This is a genomic window from Actinomyces acetigenes, from assembly GCF_031296635.1.
Classification (GTDB): Bacteria; Actinomycetota; Actinomycetes; order Actinomycetales; family Actinomycetaceae; genus Actinomyces; species Actinomyces acetigenes.
On the sequence record NZ_JASPFC010000042.1, the window covers coordinates 1 to 20,872 of the forward strand.

The following is a 20,872-nucleotide window of genomic DNA, read 5'->3' on the forward strand; positions in this document are numbered from 1 at the left end:
GCTGGGGCGCTCGGGTGAGGCTTTGGAGGCGGCCGAGGAGGCCGCGGGGCTGAGGCGGGCTCTGGTGGAGGCCTCTCCGGCGGCCTACACCCCCGATCTGGCGGCGTCGTTGAACAACCTGGCCAACATCCTGTTGGAAGAAGGACAGTACGAGGAGGCTCTCAACGTCTTTACTGAAGGTTTCGATCGCTTCTCTCCCGCAATCCGATCTCGGTTGCTGCTTGCCAGGGCGATGTGGCAGGACGATGACCGGGAGGAGGATCTGAAAGGAGCTGCTCGCGAGGCAGATCAACTGGACGATCCGATGTTCCTGGGGCCAACACGGCGAATGGTGGTGCAGGCCCTCGCTGACGCCGGGTGTGATGACGCAGACCTCCCCGCTTGGGTGACCGCTACCATTGATGCATCAGTTCGCAGCAGAATCACTGATTGGCTGTGTTGCTCCGATCTGAAGGAGCAGGCTGCTCATCTCAAGAACGGCTGGGCTTCTCCGTCAAAGTCGGACTGCGACGCTCTCGCGGTGGAGGCGGATCGCTATGTTGACATCCCAGCCATCGGGAGACTGCTCTCCCTTGTTGATGCCGTGATGGTGGAAGGAGTGGACTCCGTTGTCGCATGGCTGAATAGTGTTGATCGTGCGCAGGGTATTGCGGCGGCCTGGTATTCCGCGCACACAAGTGGCCGGGGTGCGTTCTTCTTACATACGCAACTTCGTGAGCATGCTGAAGACAGCGTTTCAGGTGCTGATCAACCCGGTGACGCTGATGGCGACTTCCGGACTCTGGGTGCCCCTGAGATTAGAACCCTTGTTCTGGAGGTGCTGGAAGCGAGTCTTCCTGAAGAGGGCTTCGCTGAGCTCCGCAGAACTCTCGAGCTTGCGGAACTATCGGATGCAGATATCGCCTATGCAGTCCTTGCCAGCGATGAGGATGCGGAGGATGCCCTTAAGGAGCTCCTGGAGGCCGGTAACTGGCGGGCTATGCTGATGGTTCCTGGCCTGCGTCCTGGCTTGGAGGAGTGCGCCATCTACGGCGGTGTGGCGGGCGCCCTCCATGCGGCCCTCTTCGAACACCCCTACCAGGCTCGCGACCTGCTGCGATCCGCCTATAGGAAGGCTGATCCCGGGGACCGGATCCTGATCGAGGTCCTGATGTCGAAAGCCTCACGCGCTGACGACTGCCCTCAAGAGATCGCGGACCTGTGTGCATGGTTCCGGAAGGAGAGGGGCCCCCGGGAGAAAACCGGGAATGGTTCGCCAACCTCCCCGTCCTGATCGGGTATCCGCTGGCTTCGGCCCCATACCGTGCCGCGTGGGGCCGAAGCCAGGAGCGCCTCTACGCACGCTCCAACACCTCACAGTAGCGGCACCGCGACGCCCTCGCGGTGCAGACCACCACTTCACCTACCATCGACCCCACATCGTCTGCCACAACCACCTTCCTGCCACCCGCGTCACAGCGCGTGCGACCAACGTCAGGGCTGCCGCCCCAGGCGCTCCAGCTCCTGGAAGACCTGCCCGACCGGCTCACGGATGACGAGGTCGGCGCGGGAGTCATACGGCGTAGGAGTCGCGTTCATGAGGACCAGGCGCTCACCGACGTAGTAGTCGATGAGGCCCGCTGCCGGGTAGACGACCAGGCTCGTTCCGGCCACGATCAGCAGATCCGCCTCCGAGATGGCCCGCACGGCCCCCTCCATGACGTCGCTGTTCAGCATCTCCCCGTAGAACACAATGTCGGGGCGCAGTACCGAGGCGCACACGGGGCAGTGGGGGACCTCGCCGGAGCGGGCGTCGTCGACGTCGTCCAGGGTGAAGTGCTCGCCGCAGCCGGTGCAGATCAGGCGTGACCAGTTGCCGTGCAGCTCGAGGACCCGCTCGGAGCCGGCCCGCTGGTGGAGGCCGTCAATGTTCTGCGTGACCACGGCCGACAGCTTCCCGGCCCGCTCGAGATCGGCCACGAACCGGTGGGCCGCGTTGGGGGCCACGCCCTCGCGGGCGTTCTCCTGGGCGAACCACTCCCAGTAGGCCTGCGGGTGCACGGTGAAGAAGTCGATGGACAGGACCTGCTCCAGGGGGATCTCCCGGTCCTGGTGGTAGAAGCCCTTGGCGCCTCGGAAGTCGGGGATCCCCGACTCGGTTGAGACCCCGGCACCACCGAAGAAGACGATGCGTCTGGACTCTTCAATCCACTGGGCGAGCAGGCCCCGCTGGCTGTCCTGGTGATCCATGCACCCCACCTTAACGCCGAGGACCGATCCTGCACGGGCGGATCCGGTCGCGGCGCCATACGAGGCACATGCTCAGGACGCAGGCAACAGTCGACAGCGTCCCGGTGGCATAGCGCTCGAACTCGCTGGTGGTGATGAGGAGGTTGAACGCCGAGGCGATGAACAGCCACAGGGTCGAGACATACACAACGCTACGCGCGGTGCGATCACGCAGAGGGCGGCGTATCAGACCGCCGTACCTGAGGTACGTCAGACCGCAGCCGAACCAGACCAGGAAGAGTGCCAGGTTGACCGGCCTGAGGAGGAGAGGGGAGACAGTATAGGCGCCGCCCAGGACGAACCGGCCCAAGGGAAGTCCCAGAGCCAGCAGCAGCTGCAGCACGCCATTGATGAAGAACAAGACGGCGCACGTAGCCGCCAGCACAGGTGACTTCATAAGAGCGACTGTATCGGCTTGCAGCTCGGCAACGTGAAGAATCGAAGGACGGACAACTCCGCGTCGGGCCGGGTTTCAGTGGATCGGTCGGTAGCCGGTGCGATCGGCCTCGGTCACGTCCCGAATCGCCCGCGCCGGGTTGCCCGCAGCGATGACACCGGGAGGGATGCTGCGGGTGACAACGCTGCCTCCTCCGACCACGCTGCCCGAGCCAATGGTCACACCAGGAAGGACCGTGACGTTGCCGCCGATCCAGACGTCGTCGCCGATCGTGATCGGACGCGCTCGGCAGGCGCCGTCAGCGCGCTCACGAGGATCCAGAGCATGGTTGGAGGTGTACAGGCCGACCTTGGGCCCCAGAAGCACATTGTCTCCGATGGTGATCCGGGCGCCGTCGAGCATGACGCAGTCGAAGTTCGCAAAGAAATGGGAGCCGAGGTGGATATTGCGTCCGAACTCGCACCGGAATGTTGGCTCGAGGTTGACTTCGCGGCCCATTGAACCCACGACCTGACGCAGCAAGGCCTCGCGTTCCTCGGCGGGCTGACCATAGGAGCGGTTATATGCGTCGGTGGCCTGGACGGCCTCGATCCGCGCTGTGATGAGCTCGGGCGTCAGGTCGTCGTACATCGCGCCCGTCGCCATATGAGCGAATTGCTCCGTCAGGTTCATGCTGACCGGTCCTCCTTCCTGCCGTGTCGGCTCATTGACTCTCAGCCTCCTCGCAGGACGCTGAGCGGAACGGCAAGGGCCCAGATCGGTGGCGGAACGGTGTGGCTTACGCTCCGCCAGACCTGGGCCCTGTGCCTGCTCGTCGTGGGGGAGAGACTCAGATCGTGGGGGAGAGCCTCAGATACCGAAGCCGACCCGGCGGGGCTCGGCCTCACCGAGCTCGACGTAGGCCAGGGAGCCGGCCGGCACGAAGACCTTGCGGCCCTTGTCGTCAGTGAGGGTGACGGCCTTGGTCTCGGCGTCGGCCACGGCGGCCAGCACCTTCTCCTGAGAGTCGGACGTCTCCAGGGAGAGCTCGCGGCTGGCGTGCTTGATTCCGATCGTGACCTGCATGGGGCTCCTTCGCATCGTCTGTGTGCCGTATTGAGCGGCATAGCCCGTCGGGGAGAGGGGCGTGAACCTGGCTCGATCCTAGGGTGCCGCGGCCGCGCCGACCCTTCGCGCGCCCCAGGAGCCGCGGCGTTTCGCGCCACGCGGAACATGCGCCGTCGGCGCTCCCGAGTGGCGGGCCCACGACCGATGACGATCCGTTAACGGTACGCGCTCCTATCGGTGGCCCGTGGTGAGATGGTCCCATGCCCCAGGACCCCGTCCGTCTCCTCCCGCCCGCAGAGGCGGCCGAGCTGCCCGCCGCCGACGCCGATGGGCAGCGGGTCCTGGACCGCGTGGCCGAGGGCTCCAACGTCGTCGTCCTGGGGGCACCCGGGACCGGCAAGACGTCCCTGGCCCTGCGGTTGCTGGCCGAGGCGGTCGCCAGCGGCCGCGACGCCATCCTGCTGGCCCCCACCCGTGCGCGAGCCGACTGGCTGCGTGGCCGGGCCGCCCACCTGCTGCGTGAGGGCCATGGCGACGGCGTCGTCCGAGTGCGCACTCCCGCAGCCCTCGCACTGACGATCCTGACCACATCCTTGACCATGCGGCCCGACCCGCTGCCGCCCCCGGTGCTTCTGGCCGGAGCGGAGGAGGACTCCGCCCTGGCCTCCATGATCAGCACCGTCACCTGGCCCGGGCTCCCCGCCGAGGCCACCGGGTCACGGGCGTTCCGCTCCGAGCTGCGCAACCTCCTGGCGCGCGCCGGAGAGCTCGGCGTCAGCGCCGACGACCTGGCCGACCTGGGACGCCGGCTCAATGTCCCCATCTGGGGGCCTGCCGCCCAGCTTCTGCGCACCTGGGACGCGCAGGGGCGGCCCAGCGCCGAGCGCAGGGCCCAGACCCGCAAGATGGACACGGCTCGTCTCCAGGACCGAGCCGTGGAGGCCTTGAGCTCCTGGGGTGCCGACGCCGTCACCGTCCCCCGCCCCGTCCCGGACCTCGTCCTTGTGGACGACTACCAGGACTGCACGGCCGCCACCGCCAGGCTCCTGACGGCCCTGGCGACCCCGGACCCCGACGGGCACCGGGCGCAGATCGTGGTGCTGGGGGACCCCGACGTGGCCGTGGAGACCTTCCGCGGCGGCACGCCCAGCCTGCTCATCGCCGCCGAGGACCACTCGGGGCTCGCAGCCACCCGCCTGCGGCTGACCACCTGCTACCGAGGCAACTCGGCCATCTCGGCGGTGATCTGCGACCAGAGCGCTCGGGTCCCGGTGACCGGCACGACGGCCCACCGGCAGACGACACTGGCGCCCCGGTCCTCAGCAGGGTCCTCACAGATCTCCGTAGGACCCGACGCTGAGCGCCCGCAGGCGGCGGCCGGCATCGAGGTGACCCTGGCCTCCTCCGCCTGGCAGGAGCATGCCCACGTCGCCCGGGCTCTCAGGCTCGAGCACGTCCACCACGGCACCTCCTGGTCTCAGATGGCGGTCATCGTTCGCAGCGCCGCCGACGCCGAGACCCTCGCCAGGGACCTGCGCAGACGAGGCGTGCCCCTGGCCTCCCGCACACCCGCGGTCCTGCTGCGCGCAGAACCGGCCGCGGCCGCGCTCCTGAACATCGTGCGCGCCGCCATCCGCGACCAGCTGGGCGGGCGCGGTGAACCGCCTCAGCGAGACGCCGCCATCAACCTCCTCACCAGCCCCCTGGTGGGACTGACCACCATGGACCTGCGCCGACTGCGCCGCAGGCTGCGCCAGGCCCCGCCGGCCGCAACCCCGCGCGCCAGTGTGGCCGAGCCCGGTGAGGTCGGGACCTCCACCGCGCCCACCACCGGTCCCGCAGCCGATCCCACTGCCGGGACCGGGCCCCGGACCGGCGGCGACGCCGCCCTCCTGGCCCTGCTGGCCGACTCTGAGCAGGCCTCCGGCTTCGCCCGGTCCCTGGATGGGCAGCTGCTGAGCACCCAGGCGGAGCGGCTCCTCACCGCAGCGAGGATCCTTGAGGCCCTGCGCTCCGTCATCGGGAAGACCCCAGCCGACGCCCCGCGCGATGTCGAGGCCCTGCTGTGGGCCGCCTGGAACGCCTCCGAGCGGGCCGAGGCCTGGCGCGCCACCGCCCTGCTGCCCTCGGCAGGCCCCGTGCGAACGCTCCTGTCCGAGGCCGCCGAGCACGACCTCGACGTCGTCACCACCCTGTTCAAACGCGCCGAGGTCTGGGCCGAGCGCCACCCGGGCCAGGACGCCTCCAGCTTCCTGGCCGAGCTCGACGCCGAGGTCCTGCCCTCGGACTCCGTCGCCCCCCAGGGCCGGCGACCGGAGGGCGTGGCCGTCATGACCCCGGCAGGTTGCGCAGGCCAGGAGTGGGAGCTCGTCGTGGTCGTCGGGCTGGAACGGGACCGCTGGCCCGACCTGCGCCTGAGGGACTCCCTGACCCGCACCGGCCTGCTCGTCGACGCCGTCACCGGCCGCCTGAACACAGGCGCCAGCGCCCCGGGGGAGGGGGTCGGCGGCAGCGGCGCCGTGGCCGCAGCCCGGGCACAGGTGCGCGCCGACGAGCGCCGCATGCTCATCATGGCCCTGTCCCGCGCCACCAGGCGCCTCCTGCTGACCGCCACCGCCGACGCCGAGCACGCCCCCTCACCCTTCCTGACCGAGATCGCCCACAAGGCTGGGATCGCCCTGACCGACGCCGACGGCGCCCCCCTCCTGACCCCCGACACCGGCGACCTCACCCTGCGCGGCCTGGTGGGGGAGCTGCGTCACGCTGCCGTCTGCGGCAACCTCGAGACGGCCACCGACGCCGAGCGCCGCCGCGCCGGGGCCGCCGTCGACCTGCTGGCCGACCTCGCCCGCCACGGCGTGTCCGGCGCCGACCCCGCCACCTGGATCGGCGCGACCGGCCCCACCTCCACCGCCCCTCTTATCACCGCCGGCGAGCGGATACGGGTCAGCCCCTCCGACGTCGAGGGCCTGGCCGCCTGCCCGCTCAAGTGGTTCCTGACCCGCAGCGGCGGATCGGCCCCCGCCAGCGAGGCTCAGGCCCTGGGCAGCCTCGTCCACGCGGTTGCCGAACGGGCCGAGAGCGAGCACCTGCGCGGTCCGGCTCTGCGCGAGGCCTTCGAGGAACGATTGACCGACCTCGGCTACCCCGCCACGTGGCAGGGAGGCCTGGCTGCAGACCGTGCCCGCGCCATGATCGAGCGCCTCGACGCCTACCTGGCTGACTGCGACGCCCTGGGCATTCGTGCCGACGTCGAGCAGCCGGTGCGCGCCGACGTCGACATCCCCCTGAGTGTCCTCAGTCCCGCGGTCCGCGAGCGGGCCGGCCTGCGGAAACCGACGGAGGGCGGCGACACCGTCCCGGTCACGATCTCCGGGCGCATCGACCGCCTCGAGCACCTCGGCGGCCTTTCGGCAGGTGCCCCGGAGGACACCGCCGGACCCGGCCGGAACGGCACCGTGCGCGTCATCGACCTCAAGACCGGGCAGCGCGTCCCCAAGGACGTCCAGCGCCACCCCCAGCTGGCCACCTACCGGCTGGCCCTGAGCTCGCAGGGCCTCGACGTCGTCGGCGGAGCCCTCGTGCTCCTGGGCAAGGAGCCCTCCAAACGCTCAGGAGACGGCTACGTCCTGGCCCCGCCGGGCGCCGCCCTCGACTCCAGCCCCGCAGCCCCGGAACCAGCGCAGGAGCCCACGGAGACGCCTGACGACGATGAGATGATCGGTGCTGCCGGCAGCGGCGAGGAGTACTGGGCTGAGGACCTCGTGGCTCAAGCGGCCGTGGCCGGAGTGGGCCCCGTGATCGAGGCCCGCACCGGTGAGCACTGCCGCTCCTGCCGGGTCAAGGACTCCTGCCCCGTCCAGGTCGAGGGAAGGAGAGTCGTCTCATGACCCCCGTCGGCTCACGCCGGCTCACTCCGCGGGCCCTGGCGGAGGCGCTCGGCATCCACACCCCCACCCAGGAGCAGGCGCGCGTCATCGCCCACCGGCTGAGCCCCCTGCTGGTGGTCGCCGGAGCCGGCTCGGGCAAGACCGCCACCATGGCCCAGCGGGTGGTCTATCTGGTCGCCACCGGGCAGGTCCGCCCCGACCAGATTCTCGGACTGACCTTCACCCGCAAGGCCACCGCCGAGCTCGACCAGCGCGTCGCCTCCCGCCTGGCAGGCCTCAGCGCGGCCGGCCTGCTGCCGGCCACCGGTCCGGAGCACGACAGGGGAGTGGGGGGCACCGCTGACGCCGCCGATGTCGGTGAGCCGATGATCGCCACCTACAACTCCTTCGCCGGCGCCCTGGTGCGCGACCACGGACTGCGCATCGGCGTGGACCCCGACTCCACCCTCATCACCCAGGCCCGCTCCTGGCAGATCGTCACCTCCCTGCTTGAGGCCCGTACGCTCCCGCTGCCCAACGAGAGCCTCAGCCACAACGCGAGTGCCGCCCTGGTCCTGGCAGACTCCCTGAGCCAGAACCTGCTGACCATCGAGGAGGCCGCCACGGACCTGGCCGACCTGTCCGAGCAGTTCTCCGCCCTGGCCGCCATCAAGGGCTGCAAGACCCTGGTCGGTAAGGCGCCCGCTGTCATGGCCGAGTGGGAGGCCCTGCTCGACGTCGTCGCCGAGCTGCATGCGCACAAACGTCACCACGGCCTGCTCGACTTCGGTGACCAGATCGCCCTGGCCTGCACCATCGCCGAGTCCGTCCCCGAGGCCGCCGCCCAGGTGCGGGCCCAGTACCCTGCGGTCCTGCTCGATGAGTTCCAGGACACCTCGGTCGCTCAGGTCCGGCTCTTGTCGGCCCTTTTCGCCGACTCCGGGGTGACCGCCGTCGGCGACCCCCACCAGGCCATCTACGGGTGGCGAGGAGCCAGCGCCGCAGCCCTGGACACCTTCCACCAGCGCTTCAACCCCACCGGCACCGCCCTCCTGGAGTCCGGGACCTCAGCGGCCGAGGCCACCCCCGTCCTGGAGCTGTCGACCTCCTGGCGCAACGACTCCACCATCCTGGAGGTCGCCAACGTCGTCTCCGCGCCCCTGCGCTCCGGCGTCGTCGAGGACGGGGACCCGGTGGGCGAGCACCTCACCGTCGCCCCCTTGCGGGCCCGCCCCGCAGCCTTCGGCCTGGAGCCGGGGGCGGCGTTCGGGGCCTTCCTGCAGGACCCCGCCGAGGAGGCCCGCACGGTGGTCGCCTTCCTCGCCGAGCGCTGGTCACCCAGTGCCGAGATGGCCGTCCTGTGCCGCACCCGGGCACAGATGGATCCTATTGCCGCCGAGCTGGAGGAGGCCGGCCTGCCTTACACGATCATCGGCCTGGGCGGGATGCTCTACGTCCCCGAGGTCGCCGACGTCCGCGCCCTGCTGACCGTGGCCTCGGACCCGGAGCGCGGGGACCGGGTGGTCAGGCTCCTGACCGGTTTCGGTATCGGCGCCCGCGACCTGCGATCCCTGGCGTCGCTGGCCCGCGAGCTCACCCGCCCCACCACCGAAGGCGACCAGACCGGGTCGGGGGCTCACGGCGACCAGGCCGAGACCGATTCCCCACTGCTCAGCGAGGCCCTGGACACCCTGCTGCGATGGCATGAGGACGGCGCGCGAGAAGAGCAGGAAGAGGCCGCCGCGGTCCGGGACCTGACCGAGGCCGGGCGGGCCGTCGCCTTGCGCACCGCCCGGGCGATCCGACGCATCCGGGAGGCCGTCTGCCTGCCCCTGCCCGACCTCGTGGCCCTGGCCGAGCAGACACTCGACCTCGACATCGAGATCGCCGCCCGAGTCGGTCACCCGATGGGCCACCGCGCCCTGGACTCCTTCCACGAGACGGCCCGGGCCTTCGCCGCCGACACGGATGCCCCTACCCTCACCGGCTTTCTGGAATGGCTCGACGCCGCCGAGGAGCACGAGGACGCCATGAGCGCCCCCGAGGTCGAGCCCTCGCCCGGGGCGGTCCAGCTCCTCACCGTCCACGCCGCCAAGGGCCTGGAGTGGGACGTCGTCGCCGTGCCCGGCATGGACGAGCAGGTCTTCCCCTCCTACACCAGCGCTGTCAAGGACGATCTTCGCGTCACGGAGACCGGCTGGATGGGTTCCACCTCCACCTTCCCCTTCCCGCTTCGGGCCGACGCCGGCGACCTGCCCCCCTTCATCGTGGGGGATCTCGACCCGGCTGTCACGGACAAGCCTCTCCTGACCGAGACGATGAGCGCCTACAAGGAGGCCCTCGGACGCCAGCGCCTGCGCGAGGAGCGCCGCCTGGCCTACGTGGCCTTCACCCGGGCCCGTCACGAGCTCCTCCTGACCGGCTCCCACCTGTCCAAGACCGCCTCCAAGCCCCGCCGGCCCTCACGCTTCCTCACCGAGCTCCAGCGGCGCGACCTCCTGCCTCCCTACGCGAACGGCTGGGTGGACTTCGACGAGTCCCGCCCCAACCCGCTGACCTCCCTGACCCAGGTGGGCACCTGGCCCCTCGACGCCGACGCAGCGGAGATCCTGGACAGCCAGGCCCCGGAGGCCGAGGGAGAGGCCGCCCCGGTCGCCGACCGGCTCGCCGCTGTGCGCCGGGCCCGGCATGTGGCCGCCGCCCAGGTCGCCGCCGCCATGACTCGAACCGGCCCCGCCCAGGAGGCGTCTGCTCAGGCCCGGCTCGATGACGAGACGGTGCGGCGGTGGCGGCTCGAGGCGGGACTCCTCCTGGCCGAGCGCTCCCGGGCCCTGTCCAGCGGCCCCGCTGTCCGCCTGCCCGAGCACCTGGCCGCCACCCGTCTGGATGACCTGCGCGCCGACCGCCGACAGTTCGCACTCGACCTGCGTCGCCCGCTCCCACCCGAGCCCCGCGCCGCCGGCCGGCTCGGAACCGTCTTCCACGACGCCGTTGCCCAGCGCCTGAGCGCACGCGGCACCCTGTTCGGCCTGGGGCAGGCGGGTGTGCCCGACAGCCTCGGACCCCAGGACCGGGACCGCATCGAGCGCTGGCTGGAGACCGCCGAGAACCTGCCGCTCCTGGAGGACTACGTCCTGGCCGAGACCGAGACCGACCGGGAGATCACCATCGGCGCCACCACCCTGCGCTGCCGCATGGACGCCGTCTTCTGTCGCTCGGACGGTTCCGGATGGCTCATCGTCGACTGGAAGACCGGGCGCCGACAGGTGCCCGTGGACCAGCTCAGTGTCTACGTCCACGCCTGGGCGGCCTCCCAGGGCGTGCCCACCGGGTCGGTACGGGCCGCCTACGTGTACGTCGACTACTCCGGAGGACGTGTCGATGAGCTCACCGCTGAGGGCCTGCTCAGCATCGAGCAGATTCAGGCGGCCCTGACAGTGGGGTGAAGGCTCGTGAGCGGTGCGCCCGTCAGCTCTCCTCGTCGTCGACGCGCACCATCGCCACCGGGTTGGTGACGGCGTCGGGCTCAGCCGGCTCGCGAACCCCGGGCACCGGCGCCAGCCGAGGCGTGGCCGGCTCTACCAGTGGGGCGTCACCCACCTGGGCGGCCAGGTCCTCCAACATCGCCACCGCGTCATTGATGACCGGCTTGTCCCCGGTCCTCACTCCGTGCAGCAGCCAGCGTGCCAGGCTGAGCTCGCTGACCAGTTCGGCGCGCTCACGCAGGTGCCGGTCAACGCCTTCGGAGCGGGCGATGTCGTAGGCGTCCTCAATGGAGTCCAGGCAGTCCACCGGTGCTGAGGAGTACACCCAGGCCAGGTCCTCGGCCGGGTCCCCCACATGTGCCTGGGACCAGCCCCGCACCGCCACCACCGTGCCACCGGCCACCAGGACGTTCTCCTCAGCGAGGTCCCCGTGGACCACGGTGGGGCGGAAGCGCCACAGGGCGGTGTCCTCCAGGGCCTGCTCCCAGCGCCCCAGCAGCGCCGGTGGGGTCCTGCCCGTCGCGGCGGTGTCGTCCAGCAGACTCAGCCAGCGCCGACGCACCTCCTCGGCGTCATAGACCGGCATGCCGGCCTCGGAGATCACCGTCATGGACAGCTCGTGGATCTCACCGAGCGCCTTGCCCAGGCCCGCCGACATCCCCGGCCCCGGTCGGAGCGTCTCGACCGGGATCGGCTTGCCCTCCACATGGGAGCGCACCTGGATGTGCGCGTCCTTCTGACGCAGGGACCCGGCAGCTCGGGGCACGTTGAAGGAGAGCCGTCCGTCGTCAACGACCCGGCCGATACGGCGCAGCACCTCGGCCTCAGCCTCCAAGGAGGCGCCCACGGCATCGGTACGGGCCTCATGGACCTCCCAGTGGCGGCCCTGGGTGTCGATGACGCCGATGATGTGCCGCTCCGGGGTCTCGGACTGCGGAAGCGCCAGCCGAGTCGGGTTGAGGCCGCCGACGGCGACGCTCGCCATCGCCGCCAGGGCCAGTGCTGAGTGGTGAGGACGAGGAGTCTCGGCGGGCTGGGCCCGTGGGGCCGGCGTGCTGCTCTGCGGCGGCTCGGCCGAGGCCCCCGGCAGCGGGGCCACGACCACGGGCGCACGATAGTCCTCGTCGTCCTCGTCGTGCTCGTCGGATCGCGGATCGGAGTGCTCAGCCTGTTGCTGGTTGCTGTCCTCATCGCCGGCCGTCGGAGCCGCAGCGTGCTCAACGTCGGAGGTCACCTCGTCGGTGAGGCTGTCGGCACCGCCGTCGACATCAGTGGTGCCGGGGGCGTCCGGGGACTGCGGAGGCTGTGACATGGTCCAACCGTAGGCGACAGGTCCTATGTCTCGCAGGACAGCCGCGCCCGTCCGCTGGCGGCAAACGTCCAGGGATGTGAGCAACGGCTTGAGGAATGTACCAGAAGGTCGACGTTATCCACAGGTTCTGCCGAGGTGGTGGCCATTTCGTGACCAGGTGTCCTAGAGTTAATCCGTGACGATGGTCACCGTCCGGTCGGTGTGTCCCGGTTCAGTGCAGAGCCCCAGGCCGGTCGTCACATCATCGTCACTCTTCTTTATACGACTCCCACGCTGAGAGGCATCATGGACGCTGCCGATCTTCTCCTGACGGAGGTTCGCGAGCTGGTGCGCGCTCGCGGCATCGACCCCTTCAAGGACGCCTCCGACCTGGAGCAGCTCGTCACCCAGGCCGAGGAGGACTATCTGCGCCGCTCCGACGCCGGACTCGTCCCGCCGCTCATCGATCCCAAGGGGGCGCGCACCCACGTGCTCGACTCCATGGCGGGGCTGGGCCCGCTGCAGGGCTATCTCGATGACGAGTCCATTGAGGAGATCTGGGTCAACGCCCCCGGCCGCGTCTTCGTCGCCCGCTCCGGGCGCCCCGAGCTGACCACCACGATCCTGGAAAGTGAGGACCTCACGGTTCTGGTCGAGCGGATGCTGCGGGCCTCCGGGCGTCGCCTGGACCTGTCCAGCCCCTTCGTCGACGCTCAGCTCGCCGGGGGACAGCGGCTTCACGTTGTCATCCCGCCCATCACCTCCCAGCACTGGGCGGTCAACATCCGCAAGCACACCTCCCGTGCTTCACGCACTGCCGACCTGGTGCGCATGGGCTCGCTGACCAGCCAGGTCGCCGCCTTCCTGGACGCCTCCGTGCAGGCCGGCCTCAACATCCTGGTCTCGGGCGCCACCCAGGCCGGCAAGACCACGATGGTCAGGGCGCTGGCCGGAGCGATCCCGGGCGCACAGCGGGTCATCTCCTGCGAGGAGGTCTTCGAGCTCGCCCTGCGCAACCGGGACTGCGTGGCCATGCAGACCCGGCCGCCCAACCTCGAGGGCGTCGGTGAGATCAGCCTGCGGCGCCTGGTCAAGGAGGCCCTGCGCATGCGCCCCGACCGTCTCCTCATCGGAGAGGTCCGAGAGGCCGAGGCGCTCGATCTGCTCATTGCCATGAACTCGGGTCTTCCGTCCATGTGCACCATCCACGCCAACTCCGCCCGGGAGGCTGTCATCAAGATCTGCACCCTCCCGCTGCTGGCGGGGGAGAACGTCTCCAGCGACTTCGTGGTCCCCACCGTCGCCAGCGCCATCGACCTGGTCGTCCACCTCGACCTGGATCGCAGTGGGCGCCGCACCGTGAGAGAGGTCGCGGCCCTGTCCGGTCGGGTTGAGAACGGCATCATCGAGCTCTCCGACGTTTTCCACCGCGACCCCACCGGCAGCCTCGTGCGGGGCGCCGGAGCGCCCGACGCCGCCGAGCGCTTCAACCGGGCCGGTCACGACCTGACAGCTCTGCTCAGCTCCCGCCCCGCAGGCTCCCAGGAGGTCTACTGATGGGCGCCGTCGCCGGGCTCCTGGGCGGTGTAGGGCTGCTCCTGATCTGGATGGCTTGCACCTCCGAGCCACCTCAGTGGCGCTCGAGGCGCTCCCGTCGCTTGGCCGACATCCTGGTCCAGGCCGGCGCCGGCCGCACCAGCCCTACGATGTTCGTCCTGGGGTCGATCGGGCTGGGGCTGCTCATTGGCCTGGTCTTCCTGGGAATGTCCCGGGCCTGGCCGGTGGCCCTCGCCTTCACCGCCATCTTCACAGCGATCCCCTTCCTCATCATCTCCTCTCGAGCGCGCAACCGCCGTACCCGCCTGCGCGAGGTGTGGCCCGAGGCCGTCGATACCCTCGTCTCCGGCGTCCGCGCGGGCATGAGCCTGCCGGAGGCGCTGACCAACCTCGGTGAGCGCGGCCCGGAGGCCGTCCGCCCCCAGTTCCGGGCCTTCGCCACCGACTACGCCGCCTCCGCCCGCTTCGACAGCTCCCTGGACCGGCTCAAGGCCCGTTTCGCCGACCCGGTCGCCGACCGGATCGTTGAGGCCCTGCGCCTGGCCCACGAGGTCGGCGGCACCGACTTGGGGACGCTGCTGCGCTCCCTGTCGCAGATGCTGCGCGAGGACATGCGCACCCGAGGTGAGCTCGAGGCTCGCCAGTCGTGGACCGTCAACGGTGCCAAGGTCGCGGTCGCTGCCCCATGGCTGGTCCTGGCGCTGCTGTCCACCCGGCCTCAGGCAGCGGCGGCCTACGCCACCACCGCTGGAGCCGTCGTTCTCCTGACCGGAGCCGTCGTCTCGGTCATCGCCTACCGGCTCATGCTGCGCCTGGGGCGGCTGCCTGAGGAGGACAGGACACTGCGATGAACCCCATGAACGCGATGCTCACCGGAGGACTTGCCGGGCTGCTGGGGGCCGTGGGCGTCCTGAGCGTCATCTCGGCCCTCCGCCGACGCCGCCCCACACTCATGGCCCGCCTGGAGCCCTACGTCCACCGCCGGCCCACGACCTCCGGCCTGCTGGCCGCTCCGGCAGGGCCGACCTCCGACGGGCGCACCGTCATCGGCCTGCTCATGGCTTCCACGGCAGGCGCTCTCAGCCTGGGCAGACTGATGGAATCCCTGGGCTCGTCGGCCGGCTCGGTCCGGCGTCGCCTGACGCGATCAGGGTCATCTCTGGGGGTCGACCAGTTCCGCCTCCAGCAGGTCCTGTGGTCGACGACGGCGCTCCTGCTCGTCCTGGCCGCAGGAGGCCTGGCGGCCCTGGTCCGCTCCGTCAACGTGCCCGCGCTCATCCTCCTGTGCCTCATGGCCACCGTGGCCGGGGCCGCTGCCCGCGACTGGTGGCTCAGCCGGGCCGTGGCGAAGCGGCTGTCACGGATCGAGGCGCAGCTGCCCGACGTCGTCGAGCTGCTGGCCCTGGCGGTGGGTGCCGGCCAGGGCCCGGTGTCGGCCATCGAGCGTATCGTCACGCTGGGCCGCGGCGACCTCGTTGACGAGCTGGGCGTCACTCTGACCGATATCCGCTCGGGCACGGTCCTGTCTACCGCCCTGGACCGTATGGAGCGGCGAGTCGGCTCCGTCCATGTCACCCGCCTGTGCGAGGCGGTCATCGTGGCCCTTGAGCGCGGCACACCACTGGCTGAGGTTCTGCGCTCCCAGGCCACCGACGTGCGTGAGGCGGCGCGCCAGGCCCTCATGGAGGAGGGCGGCAGACGGGAGATCGCCCAGATGGTTCCCGTGGTCTTCCTGGTCCTGCCCATCACCGTCGTCTTCGCCCTCTTCCCGGGACTGTTCGTCCTGAGGCTGGGGGTGTGAAGCGTATTCGTCACCCTCCTGCGCCCGTGGACCCCGACCATCCATCGTCCTTTCACCCAGATTCCCGACCGACAGCAAGGAGCAGTCATGAAGCGCCTCATCCCTCCCACATTCCGCCGCCCTCAGCCAGGTTCCCGGTCGTGGCGTGCCACCGGTGCGACCCGGATCGATCTGCGCGATGAGCGCGGCGACGTCCCCGGCTGGGTCCTGGTGACCCTCATGACCGCGGGGCTCGTCGTGGCTCTGTGGACGGTGGCCGGCAGCACGCTGACCGAGGTCTTCCTCAACGCCATCGCGAAGGTGACCAGTGCGATCTGAACGAGTGCCCCTCCTCGGGGTGCTCCAACGGGCCGGTCGCGTCCCGCCCCGGCCGGCTCGCCTCCGCCCGCGCGAGCACAACGAGTCGGGCTCGGCCGTCGTCGACTTCGTCATGGTCGGTGCGCTCGTCATCATCGTGTTCGTGGCACTCCTCCAGGTTGCCCTGGGGGTCTACGCCCGTAACGTCCTCACCGACGCCGCGGGCGACGGCGCTCGTCGAGCCGCACTGGTCGGGGGCACGGAGGCCGAGGCGCGCCAACGGGTGCAGGTCCTCACCGACGCCGCCCTCAGGCGCGGCTACGTGGACACCGTCACCGTCTCGCGGGTGTCCTCCGGCGACCTGAGGATCGTTGAGGTGACGGTGACAGCGCCCTTCCCGGTCCTGGGGCTTCTCGGCCCCGGAGGGACACTACGGGTCACCGGGCACGCCATCGATGAGTCCTCCCTGACCCAGGAGAGGTGAGCCCGGGTGGTGTCCATGGTCGGCTCGAGGCGTCGCGGGCGTCGTGCCGTGTCGCGCTCGCCGAGGGCGGTCCCGGCCCGCGCCCTCATCACCGGACGGGCTGTCGGCCGGTTCCGAGAGGCTCTCAGGGCGGGCGGTCGAAGTGTCCGGCGGCTCATGAGCCATGAGGAGGGCAATGCGATCGTCGAGTTCATCGGGTGGAGCGCCGTCCTGGTGGTGCCCGTGCTCTACCTGGTGGTGACGCTCGCCCAGCTCCAGGCCACGACCTTCGCCGTCGCCTCGGCGGCCGACGCCGCCAGCCGGGTGCTGGAGGTCGACGACTCGCCCTTAGCGATGGATAACGCGCAGCTGGCGATGCAGCTGTCCCTGTCCGATCAGGGCATTGACGCCGACCCCTCCGGCTCCCTGTCGGTCACCTGCGCTCACGGCTGCGCCCGGGGCCAGGCGGCGATGGTCGAAGTCTCGGTCGGTGTGGACCTGCCGGGCTTCGCCTCACTGGGGATCGGCCGGGATGTCGTCGTGGTGGACACTGAGCGCTCCATCACCCTGCCGGGCAAGGCGGAGCAGTGAACAGGCCGCCCGGCCCCGGGGCCGTCCAACGGCGGGTCCGTGCCCTGGCGGATCGGCTGCACCGTGAGGAGGATGGGCAGACGCTTCTCCTGGGTGTCGGGCTCATCTGCGTCGTCCTTGCGCTGCTGTTCGTCGCGGCCTCGGCCACCGCCGTCTACCTCGACCTCAAGACCCTCACGTCACTGGCGGACTCCGCCGCGGCCGCGGGAGCAGACAGCGTGGAGGCGCACCCCTACTACGGGGGTGGCGCCACGGACGCCGCACCAGGGTCCCTGACTGACGCAGGGGTCAGGAGCAAGGCGGTCGAGGACCTGTCCGCCCAGCCAGCAGCGGCCAGGCTGGAGGGGATCACGATCGTCAGCGCCCGTGCCGCCGACAGCCAGACGGCCGAGGTGAGGCTGCAGGCCCGATCTCGTCCGCCTTTCCTGCCCTGGGGGCTCCTTCCGGCCGAGGGCTTCACCATCACCGCCACCGGCTCGGCCCGAATGACGACGACGCAGTGAGCCGACAGGACTCACTGCGTCGAAAACGGGTGGGTGGAAGGTTGCGTGTGGCAGGAGGCGGCCCGTCGCTCAGGCCTGCTCGATGAAGCTCGCCGAGGCCACGGGGGAGGGGCGCCGGTGCAGGTGCATCCGGGACCGCAGCTCCTCCTTCTGGCGGCGCGAGAGCTGGGCGATGTAGGCCCGCTTCACCGTGAACAGGATGTTGAGGCCCACCAGGAGGTAGAAGGCGTTGGCGATGACGCTGGGCCAGGCCCCGGAGCTCGCGCAGTTGATGGTCAGCAGTACGGAGCCGGTGATGTTGAGGGCCTGATACTTGAGCGAATCGCCGGCGATCGTGCCCTTGGAGACCAAGAAGTAGGCCACGAGGAGCTCAGCGGCACCGATCCAGCCGCCGAGAGAGATGAGGGAGGAGAGCACGTCGTTCACGGGGATGATTCTTCGACACCCCCGGATGAAGGTCAATCGCATCTATCTGCATGAGGGATGTAGATTTACTTCATGCGGGTGTTGCCTCAGAGGCTTTCGGTTCTTTTGGCCGTCCACCGGGCCGGAGGAGTTGTCGCAGCGGCAGATTTTCTTCGTATCACGCCGTCGGCCGTCTCCCAGCAGATTCGCCTCCTGGAGCGCGAGTGCGGCGTCCGGGTCCTGGATCGCACACCTACCGGAGCCGTGCTCACGGCGGCCGGGAAGGTGCTGGCGGATGCGGCCGAGCGCATTGAGGACGAGCTGACCACCGTGCGCCGTGAGCTGGCGGGCCTGGATGACTCCGTCCCCTCCGGCGTGGTGCGAGTCGGGAGCTTCGCCTCTGCCGTTCGGGCGCTCCTGCTGCCTCTCTTGAGCTCTCTGGCGACCACCAGCCCGGAGCTGGAGGTGATCGTCGAGGAGGTCGAGGAGCGCAGTGCCCTGTCCCGGCTGCGTCGGGGCGAGCTCGACCTGGTCCTCATCGAGCGTGACGAGCACACGCTGCCCGCGGCGCCTCGGGGCATGGCCGACATCCCGCTGCTGGACGAGTCCTGGCTCGTCGTCGTGCCGGCCGAGCAGGCGACCCCATCGACCCTGGCGGATCTGGCGCGCGCCACCTGGATCGATCTAGCCCCGGGCACCGCCGGCGCCTTTGCCCTGGACCGTCTGGAGCGCCAGCTGGGGGTGCCCTTGACGATGCGGCACGTCGCCTACGACTACGACGTCGTGCTGGCCATGGTCAGCCAGGGCCTGGGCTGCGCGCTCCTGCCCGAGCTGGCCGTCTACTCCGGGCTCGTCCCCGATGAGCTCAGCGTGGTGCGTCTGCCCGGGCTGGGCGTGCGCCAGCTGGTGGTGCGTCACCGATCGACCCGCACCGAGCCGGGCCCGGCGACACGTGCGGTGCTCGAGGCGCTGCTCTCCCAGGCCCAGGGCATTGAGTTGGGGTGAGTGGCAGATGAGGGACAACGGTGGGCGTGACCGAGCCGTCGAGCGAGCTGAGTCCACCCCGACGGCGCCCTCGGTGCGTTCTGCCGTAGACTCCCCTCCGTGGCCACTGACTTCTCCGCTGAGATCGAACGACTCCGACACACCTACGCCTCCATCGCCGCGGTGACCGACCCCGAGGCCCTGCGCGCCCGGATCGCCGAGCTCTCCGAGCAGGCCTCCGCACCCGACCTGTGGGATGACCCCGACTCCGCCCAGGTGGTCACCTCCGCACTGTCCCACGCCCAGGCCGACCTCAAGCGGGTCGAGAGCCTGGGGGAGCGCATTGAGGACCTCGAGGCGATGGTCGAGCTCGCCGGCGAGGAGGAGGGCGAGGACGCCGCCGAGATCCTCGCCGAGGCCGAGACGGACCTGGCGGCCATCAGCAAGGACCTTTCCGACCTGGAGATTCGCACGCTGCTCAGCGGCGAGTACGATCCGCGCGACGCCGTCGTCACCATCCGCTCGGGTGCCGGCGGCGTGGACGCCGCCGACTTCGCCGAGATGCTCCTGCGCATGTACACCCGCTGGGCCGAGCGGCACGACTACCCCGTCAAGGTCCTCAACACCTCCTACGCCGAGGAGGCGGGTCTGAAGTCGGTCACCTTCGAGGTCCACGCCCCCTACGCCTACGGCACCCTGAGCGTCGAGGGCGGTACGCACCGCCTGGTGCGCATCAGCCCCTTCGACAACCAGGGGCGCCGCCAGACCTCCTTCGCCGCCGTCGAGGTCATCCCGCTCATCGAGTCCACCGACCACATCGACATCCCCGAGACCGACATCCGCATCGACGTCTTCCGTTCCTCGGGCCCTGGCGGGCAGAGCGTCAACACTACTGACTCCGCCGTGCGCATCACCCACCTGCCCACGGGCCTGGTGGTCTCCATGCAGGACGAGAAGTCCCAGATCCAGAACCGCGCCGCCGCCATGCGTGTCCTCCAGTCGCGCCTGCTCCTGCTCAAGCAGCAGGAGGAGGACGCCAAGAAGAAGGAGCTCGCCGGGGACATCAAGGCCTCCTGGGGGGATCAGATGCGCTCCTACGTCCTCAACCCCTATCAGATGGTCAAGGACCTGCGGACCAACTTCGAGGTCGGCAACCCCGACTCGGTATTCGACGGCGACATCGATGGCTTCATCGACGCCGGCATCCGCTGGCGCAAGCAGCAGGAAACGGCCGAGGACTGATCGGCTCGCTTCATCAGAAGCATCATCGGAGTCAGGGATCCCCCGGAGGGATCCCTGGTTTCTTTTCCACCTGCCCCTGATTCCTCCGGGGTGCGATTGAGGCCGCAAAATGGTGAGCGTACCGTGAATTTCATGAGTACATCACATGGAAAACCTCGGTCGGTGGAAGTCTCATCAACACTCTCGTCTCTCGAGTCCTCGGATCTCAGTGGGTATCGATCGGATCAAGAGCGTCACCTGAGTGCGGGCGGTAAGGTTGTGCGCATCGTGATTGCGTTTGCGATGATGTTCGCCTGCGCGCTCACGCCGCCTTTACTGATCCAGATTCCTGCCGTCCGGTCCTTTGGCATCGTGCACTCGCATCCCCAGAGTAATGTCGACGACGCAGTCATGGCTGCCCTCGTTCTGTTGCTCTATGGGACAGCAACGATTCTGGCTCTCATACTGTGCTATGTGCTGCGTCGTACTCTTGATCGTGGCCGCTGCGTCAGTCTGAATTTGCGTTTAGATCGTCGAGCCCTGTTGTGGGCGGTGGGGATGGTTCTCGTTGCAGTCGCGGTGAATCTGGCGGTCGCCGGTATTGAAGGTTATTCAGGGGGTGGTGGTGTAGGTGTAGAGCATGAGGGTGGCTGTGATGGTTTGTGGGAATGTGTTCAGGGGGCGTCGGTAGTC

Annotated in this window: 17 protein-coding genes and 2 pseudogenes; 13 read left to right on the forward strand and 6 right to left on the reverse strand. The window is 69.7% G+C overall.

Going from position 1 to position 20,872, the window contains the following annotated elements; translation table 11 throughout:
• Nucleotides 1-1,273: pseudogene (locus RIV14_RS12050) on the forward strand (hypothetical protein); the annotation flags it as partial.
• A gap of 200 nt (nucleotides 1,274-1,473) precedes the next feature.
• On the opposite strand, the gene RIV14_RS12055 reads toward RIV14_RS12050, so the two are convergent.
• The 4 genes from RIV14_RS12055 to RIV14_RS12070 form a co-directional block, all read right to left on the reverse strand.
• On the reverse strand, nucleotides 1,474-2,229 hold the full coding sequence (locus tag RIV14_RS12055) for an NAD-dependent protein deacylase (protein ID WP_075373380.1): 756 nt from the start codon (nucleotides 2,227-2,229) through the stop codon (nucleotides 1,474-1,476).
• Between the two features lie 10 nt (nucleotides 2,230-2,239).
• A complete protein-coding gene (locus RIV14_RS12060; protein ID WP_075373381.1) occupies nucleotides 2,240-2,665 on the reverse strand; it encodes a hypothetical protein in 426 nt (141 codons plus the stop codon).
• A 75-nt stretch (nucleotides 2,666-2,740) separates the two neighbouring features.
• Nucleotides 2,741-3,337 (reverse strand): sugar O-acetyltransferase, encoded by a 597-nt coding sequence (locus tag RIV14_RS12065; protein WP_075373382.1) that lies wholly within the window; start codon nucleotides 3,335-3,337, stop codon nucleotides 2,741-2,743.
• Nucleotides 3,338-3,514: 177 nt separating this feature from the next.
• Nucleotides 3,515-3,730: a DUF3107 domain-containing protein gene (locus RIV14_RS12070; protein WP_009232349.1), complete on the reverse strand. Its 216-nt coding sequence runs from the start codon at nucleotides 3,728-3,730 to the stop codon at nucleotides 3,515-3,517.
• A gap of 242 nt (nucleotides 3,731-3,972) precedes the next feature.
• On the opposite strand from RIV14_RS12070, the gene RIV14_RS12075 reads away from it, so the two are divergent.
• Nucleotides 3,973-7,602, forward strand: coding sequence for a UrvD/REP family ATP-dependent DNA helicase (locus tag RIV14_RS12075; RefSeq protein ID WP_075373383.1), 3,630 nt, complete (start codon nucleotides 3,973-3,975; stop codon nucleotides 7,600-7,602).
• Nucleotides 7,599-11,027 carry an ATP-dependent helicase gene (locus RIV14_RS12080; RefSeq protein WP_075373384.1) on the forward strand — a complete coding sequence of 1,143 codons (3,429 nt, stop codon included), beginning with the start codon at nucleotides 7,599-7,601 and terminating at the stop codon, nucleotides 11,025-11,027. Before RIV14_RS12075 ends, RIV14_RS12080 begins: the two co-directional genes overlap by 4 nt.
• Nucleotides 11,028-11,049: 22 nt before the next feature.
• Here RIV14_RS12080 and RIV14_RS12085 read toward each other — a convergent pair whose 3' ends face one another.
• Nucleotides 11,050-12,378: a phosphotransferase gene (locus tag RIV14_RS12085; protein ID WP_075373385.1), complete on the reverse strand. Its 1,329-nt coding sequence runs from the start codon at nucleotides 12,376-12,378 to the stop codon at nucleotides 11,050-11,052.
• 285 nt (nucleotides 12,379-12,663) lie between these two features.
• On the opposite strand from RIV14_RS12085, the gene RIV14_RS12090 reads away from it, so the two are divergent.
• From RIV14_RS12090 to RIV14_RS12120, 7 genes are all read left to right on the forward strand, one after another.
• A complete protein-coding gene (locus RIV14_RS12090; RefSeq protein ID WP_075373386.1) occupies nucleotides 12,664-13,914 on the forward strand; it encodes a TadA family conjugal transfer-associated ATPase in 1,251 nt (416 codons plus the stop codon).
• Nucleotides 13,914-14,765 carry a type II secretion system F family protein gene (locus RIV14_RS12095; RefSeq protein ID WP_075373387.1) on the forward strand — a complete coding sequence of 284 codons (852 nt, stop codon included), beginning with the start codon at nucleotides 13,914-13,916 and terminating at the stop codon, nucleotides 14,763-14,765. Before RIV14_RS12090 ends, RIV14_RS12095 begins: the two co-directional genes overlap by 1 nt.
• On the forward strand, nucleotides 14,762-15,715 hold the full coding sequence (locus RIV14_RS12100; RefSeq protein WP_081381892.1) for a type II secretion system F family protein: 954 nt from the start codon (nucleotides 14,762-14,764) through the stop codon (nucleotides 15,713-15,715). The genes RIV14_RS12095 and RIV14_RS12100 overlap by 4 nt, the downstream gene beginning before the upstream one ends.
• Before the next feature lie 87 nt (nucleotides 15,716-15,802).
• Nucleotides 15,803-16,033 (forward strand): hypothetical protein, encoded by a 231-nt coding sequence (locus RIV14_RS12105; RefSeq protein ID WP_075373388.1) that lies wholly within the window; start codon nucleotides 15,803-15,805, stop codon nucleotides 16,031-16,033.
• Entirely contained in the window at nucleotides 16,023-16,496 is a 474-nt protein-coding gene (locus tag RIV14_RS12110) for a TadE/TadG family type IV pilus assembly protein (RefSeq protein WP_075373389.1), read from the forward strand. The genes RIV14_RS12105 and RIV14_RS12110 overlap by 11 nt, the downstream gene beginning before the upstream one ends.
• A gap of 156 nt (nucleotides 16,497-16,652) precedes the next feature.
• The gene (locus RIV14_RS12115; RefSeq protein ID WP_075373395.1) at nucleotides 16,653-17,066 is read left to right on the forward strand and encodes a hypothetical protein; all 414 of its coding nucleotides are present in this window, start codon (nucleotides 16,653-16,655) and stop codon (nucleotides 17,064-17,066) included.
• Nucleotides 17,063-17,569, forward strand: coding sequence for a glycosyltransferase (locus tag RIV14_RS12120; protein WP_075373390.1), 507 nt, complete (start codon nucleotides 17,063-17,065; stop codon nucleotides 17,567-17,569). The genes RIV14_RS12115 and RIV14_RS12120 overlap by 4 nt, the downstream gene beginning before the upstream one ends.
• A 69-nt stretch (nucleotides 17,570-17,638) precedes the next feature.
• Here the strand turns inward: RIV14_RS12120 and RIV14_RS12125 are convergent, their stop codons facing one another.
• Nucleotides 17,639-17,995, reverse strand: coding sequence for a CBU_0592 family membrane protein (locus tag RIV14_RS12125; RefSeq protein WP_428978884.1), 357 nt, complete (start codon nucleotides 17,993-17,995; stop codon nucleotides 17,639-17,641).
• 72 nt (nucleotides 17,996-18,067) lie between these two features.
• On the opposite strand from RIV14_RS12125, the gene RIV14_RS12130 reads away from it, so the two are divergent.
• The 3 genes and pseudogenes from RIV14_RS12130 to RIV14_RS12140 form a co-directional block, all read left to right on the forward strand.
• Nucleotides 18,068-18,979 carry a LysR family transcriptional regulator gene (locus RIV14_RS12130; RefSeq protein ID WP_075373392.1) on the forward strand — a complete coding sequence of 304 codons (912 nt, stop codon included), beginning with the start codon at nucleotides 18,068-18,070 and terminating at the stop codon, nucleotides 18,977-18,979.
• A 99-nt stretch (nucleotides 18,980-19,078) separates the two neighbouring features.
• Entirely contained in the window at nucleotides 19,079-20,200 is a 1,122-nt protein-coding gene (gene prfB / locus RIV14_RS12135; RefSeq protein ID WP_075373393.1) for a peptide chain release factor 2, read from the forward strand.
• Between the two features lie 258 nt (nucleotides 20,201-20,458).
• Nucleotides 20,459-20,872, forward strand: a pseudogene (locus RIV14_RS12140) (hypothetical protein); the annotation flags it as partial.

Excerpts from the sequence above, each read along its gene's own strand:
- RIV14_RS12055 (WP_075373380.1), bottom strand. The coding sequence starts at position 2,229 with ATGGATCACCAGGACAGCCAGCGGGGCCTGCTCGCCCAGTGGATTGAA.
- RIV14_RS12060 (WP_075373381.1), bottom strand. The coding sequence starts at position 2,665 with ATGAAGTCACCTGTGCTGGCGGCTACGTGCGCCGTCTTGTTCTTCATC.
- RIV14_RS12065 (WP_075373382.1), bottom strand. The coding sequence starts at position 3,337 with ATGAACCTGACGGAGCAATTCGCTCATATGGCGACGGGCGCGATGTAC.
- RIV14_RS12070 (WP_009232349.1), bottom strand. The coding sequence starts at position 3,730 with ATGCAGGTCACGATCGGAATCAAGCACGCCAGCCGCGAGCTCTCCCTG.
- RIV14_RS12075 (WP_075373383.1), top strand. The coding sequence starts at position 3,973 with ATGCCCCAGGACCCCGTCCGTCTCCTCCCGCCCGCAGAGGCGGCCGAG.
- RIV14_RS12080 (WP_075373384.1), top strand. The coding sequence starts at position 7,599 with ATGACCCCCGTCGGCTCACGCCGGCTCACTCCGCGGGCCCTGGCGGAG.
- RIV14_RS12085 (WP_075373385.1), bottom strand. The coding sequence starts at position 12,378 with ATGTCACAGCCTCCGCAGTCCCCGGACGCCCCCGGCACCACTGATGTC.
- RIV14_RS12090 (WP_075373386.1), top strand. The coding sequence starts at position 12,664 with ATGGACGCTGCCGATCTTCTCCTGACGGAGGTTCGCGAGCTGGTGCGC.
- RIV14_RS12095 (WP_075373387.1), top strand. The coding sequence starts at position 13,914 with ATGGGCGCCGTCGCCGGGCTCCTGGGCGGTGTAGGGCTGCTCCTGATC.
- RIV14_RS12100 (WP_081381892.1), top strand. The coding sequence starts at position 14,762 with ATGAACCCCATGAACGCGATGCTCACCGGAGGACTTGCCGGGCTGCTG.
- RIV14_RS12105 (WP_075373388.1), top strand. The coding sequence starts at position 15,803 with ATGAAGCGCCTCATCCCTCCCACATTCCGCCGCCCTCAGCCAGGTTCC.
- RIV14_RS12115 (WP_075373395.1), top strand. The coding sequence starts at position 16,653 with ATGAGCCATGAGGAGGGCAATGCGATCGTCGAGTTCATCGGGTGGAGC.
- RIV14_RS12130 (WP_075373392.1), top strand. The coding sequence starts at position 18,068 with ATGCGGGTGTTGCCTCAGAGGCTTTCGGTTCTTTTGGCCGTCCACCGG.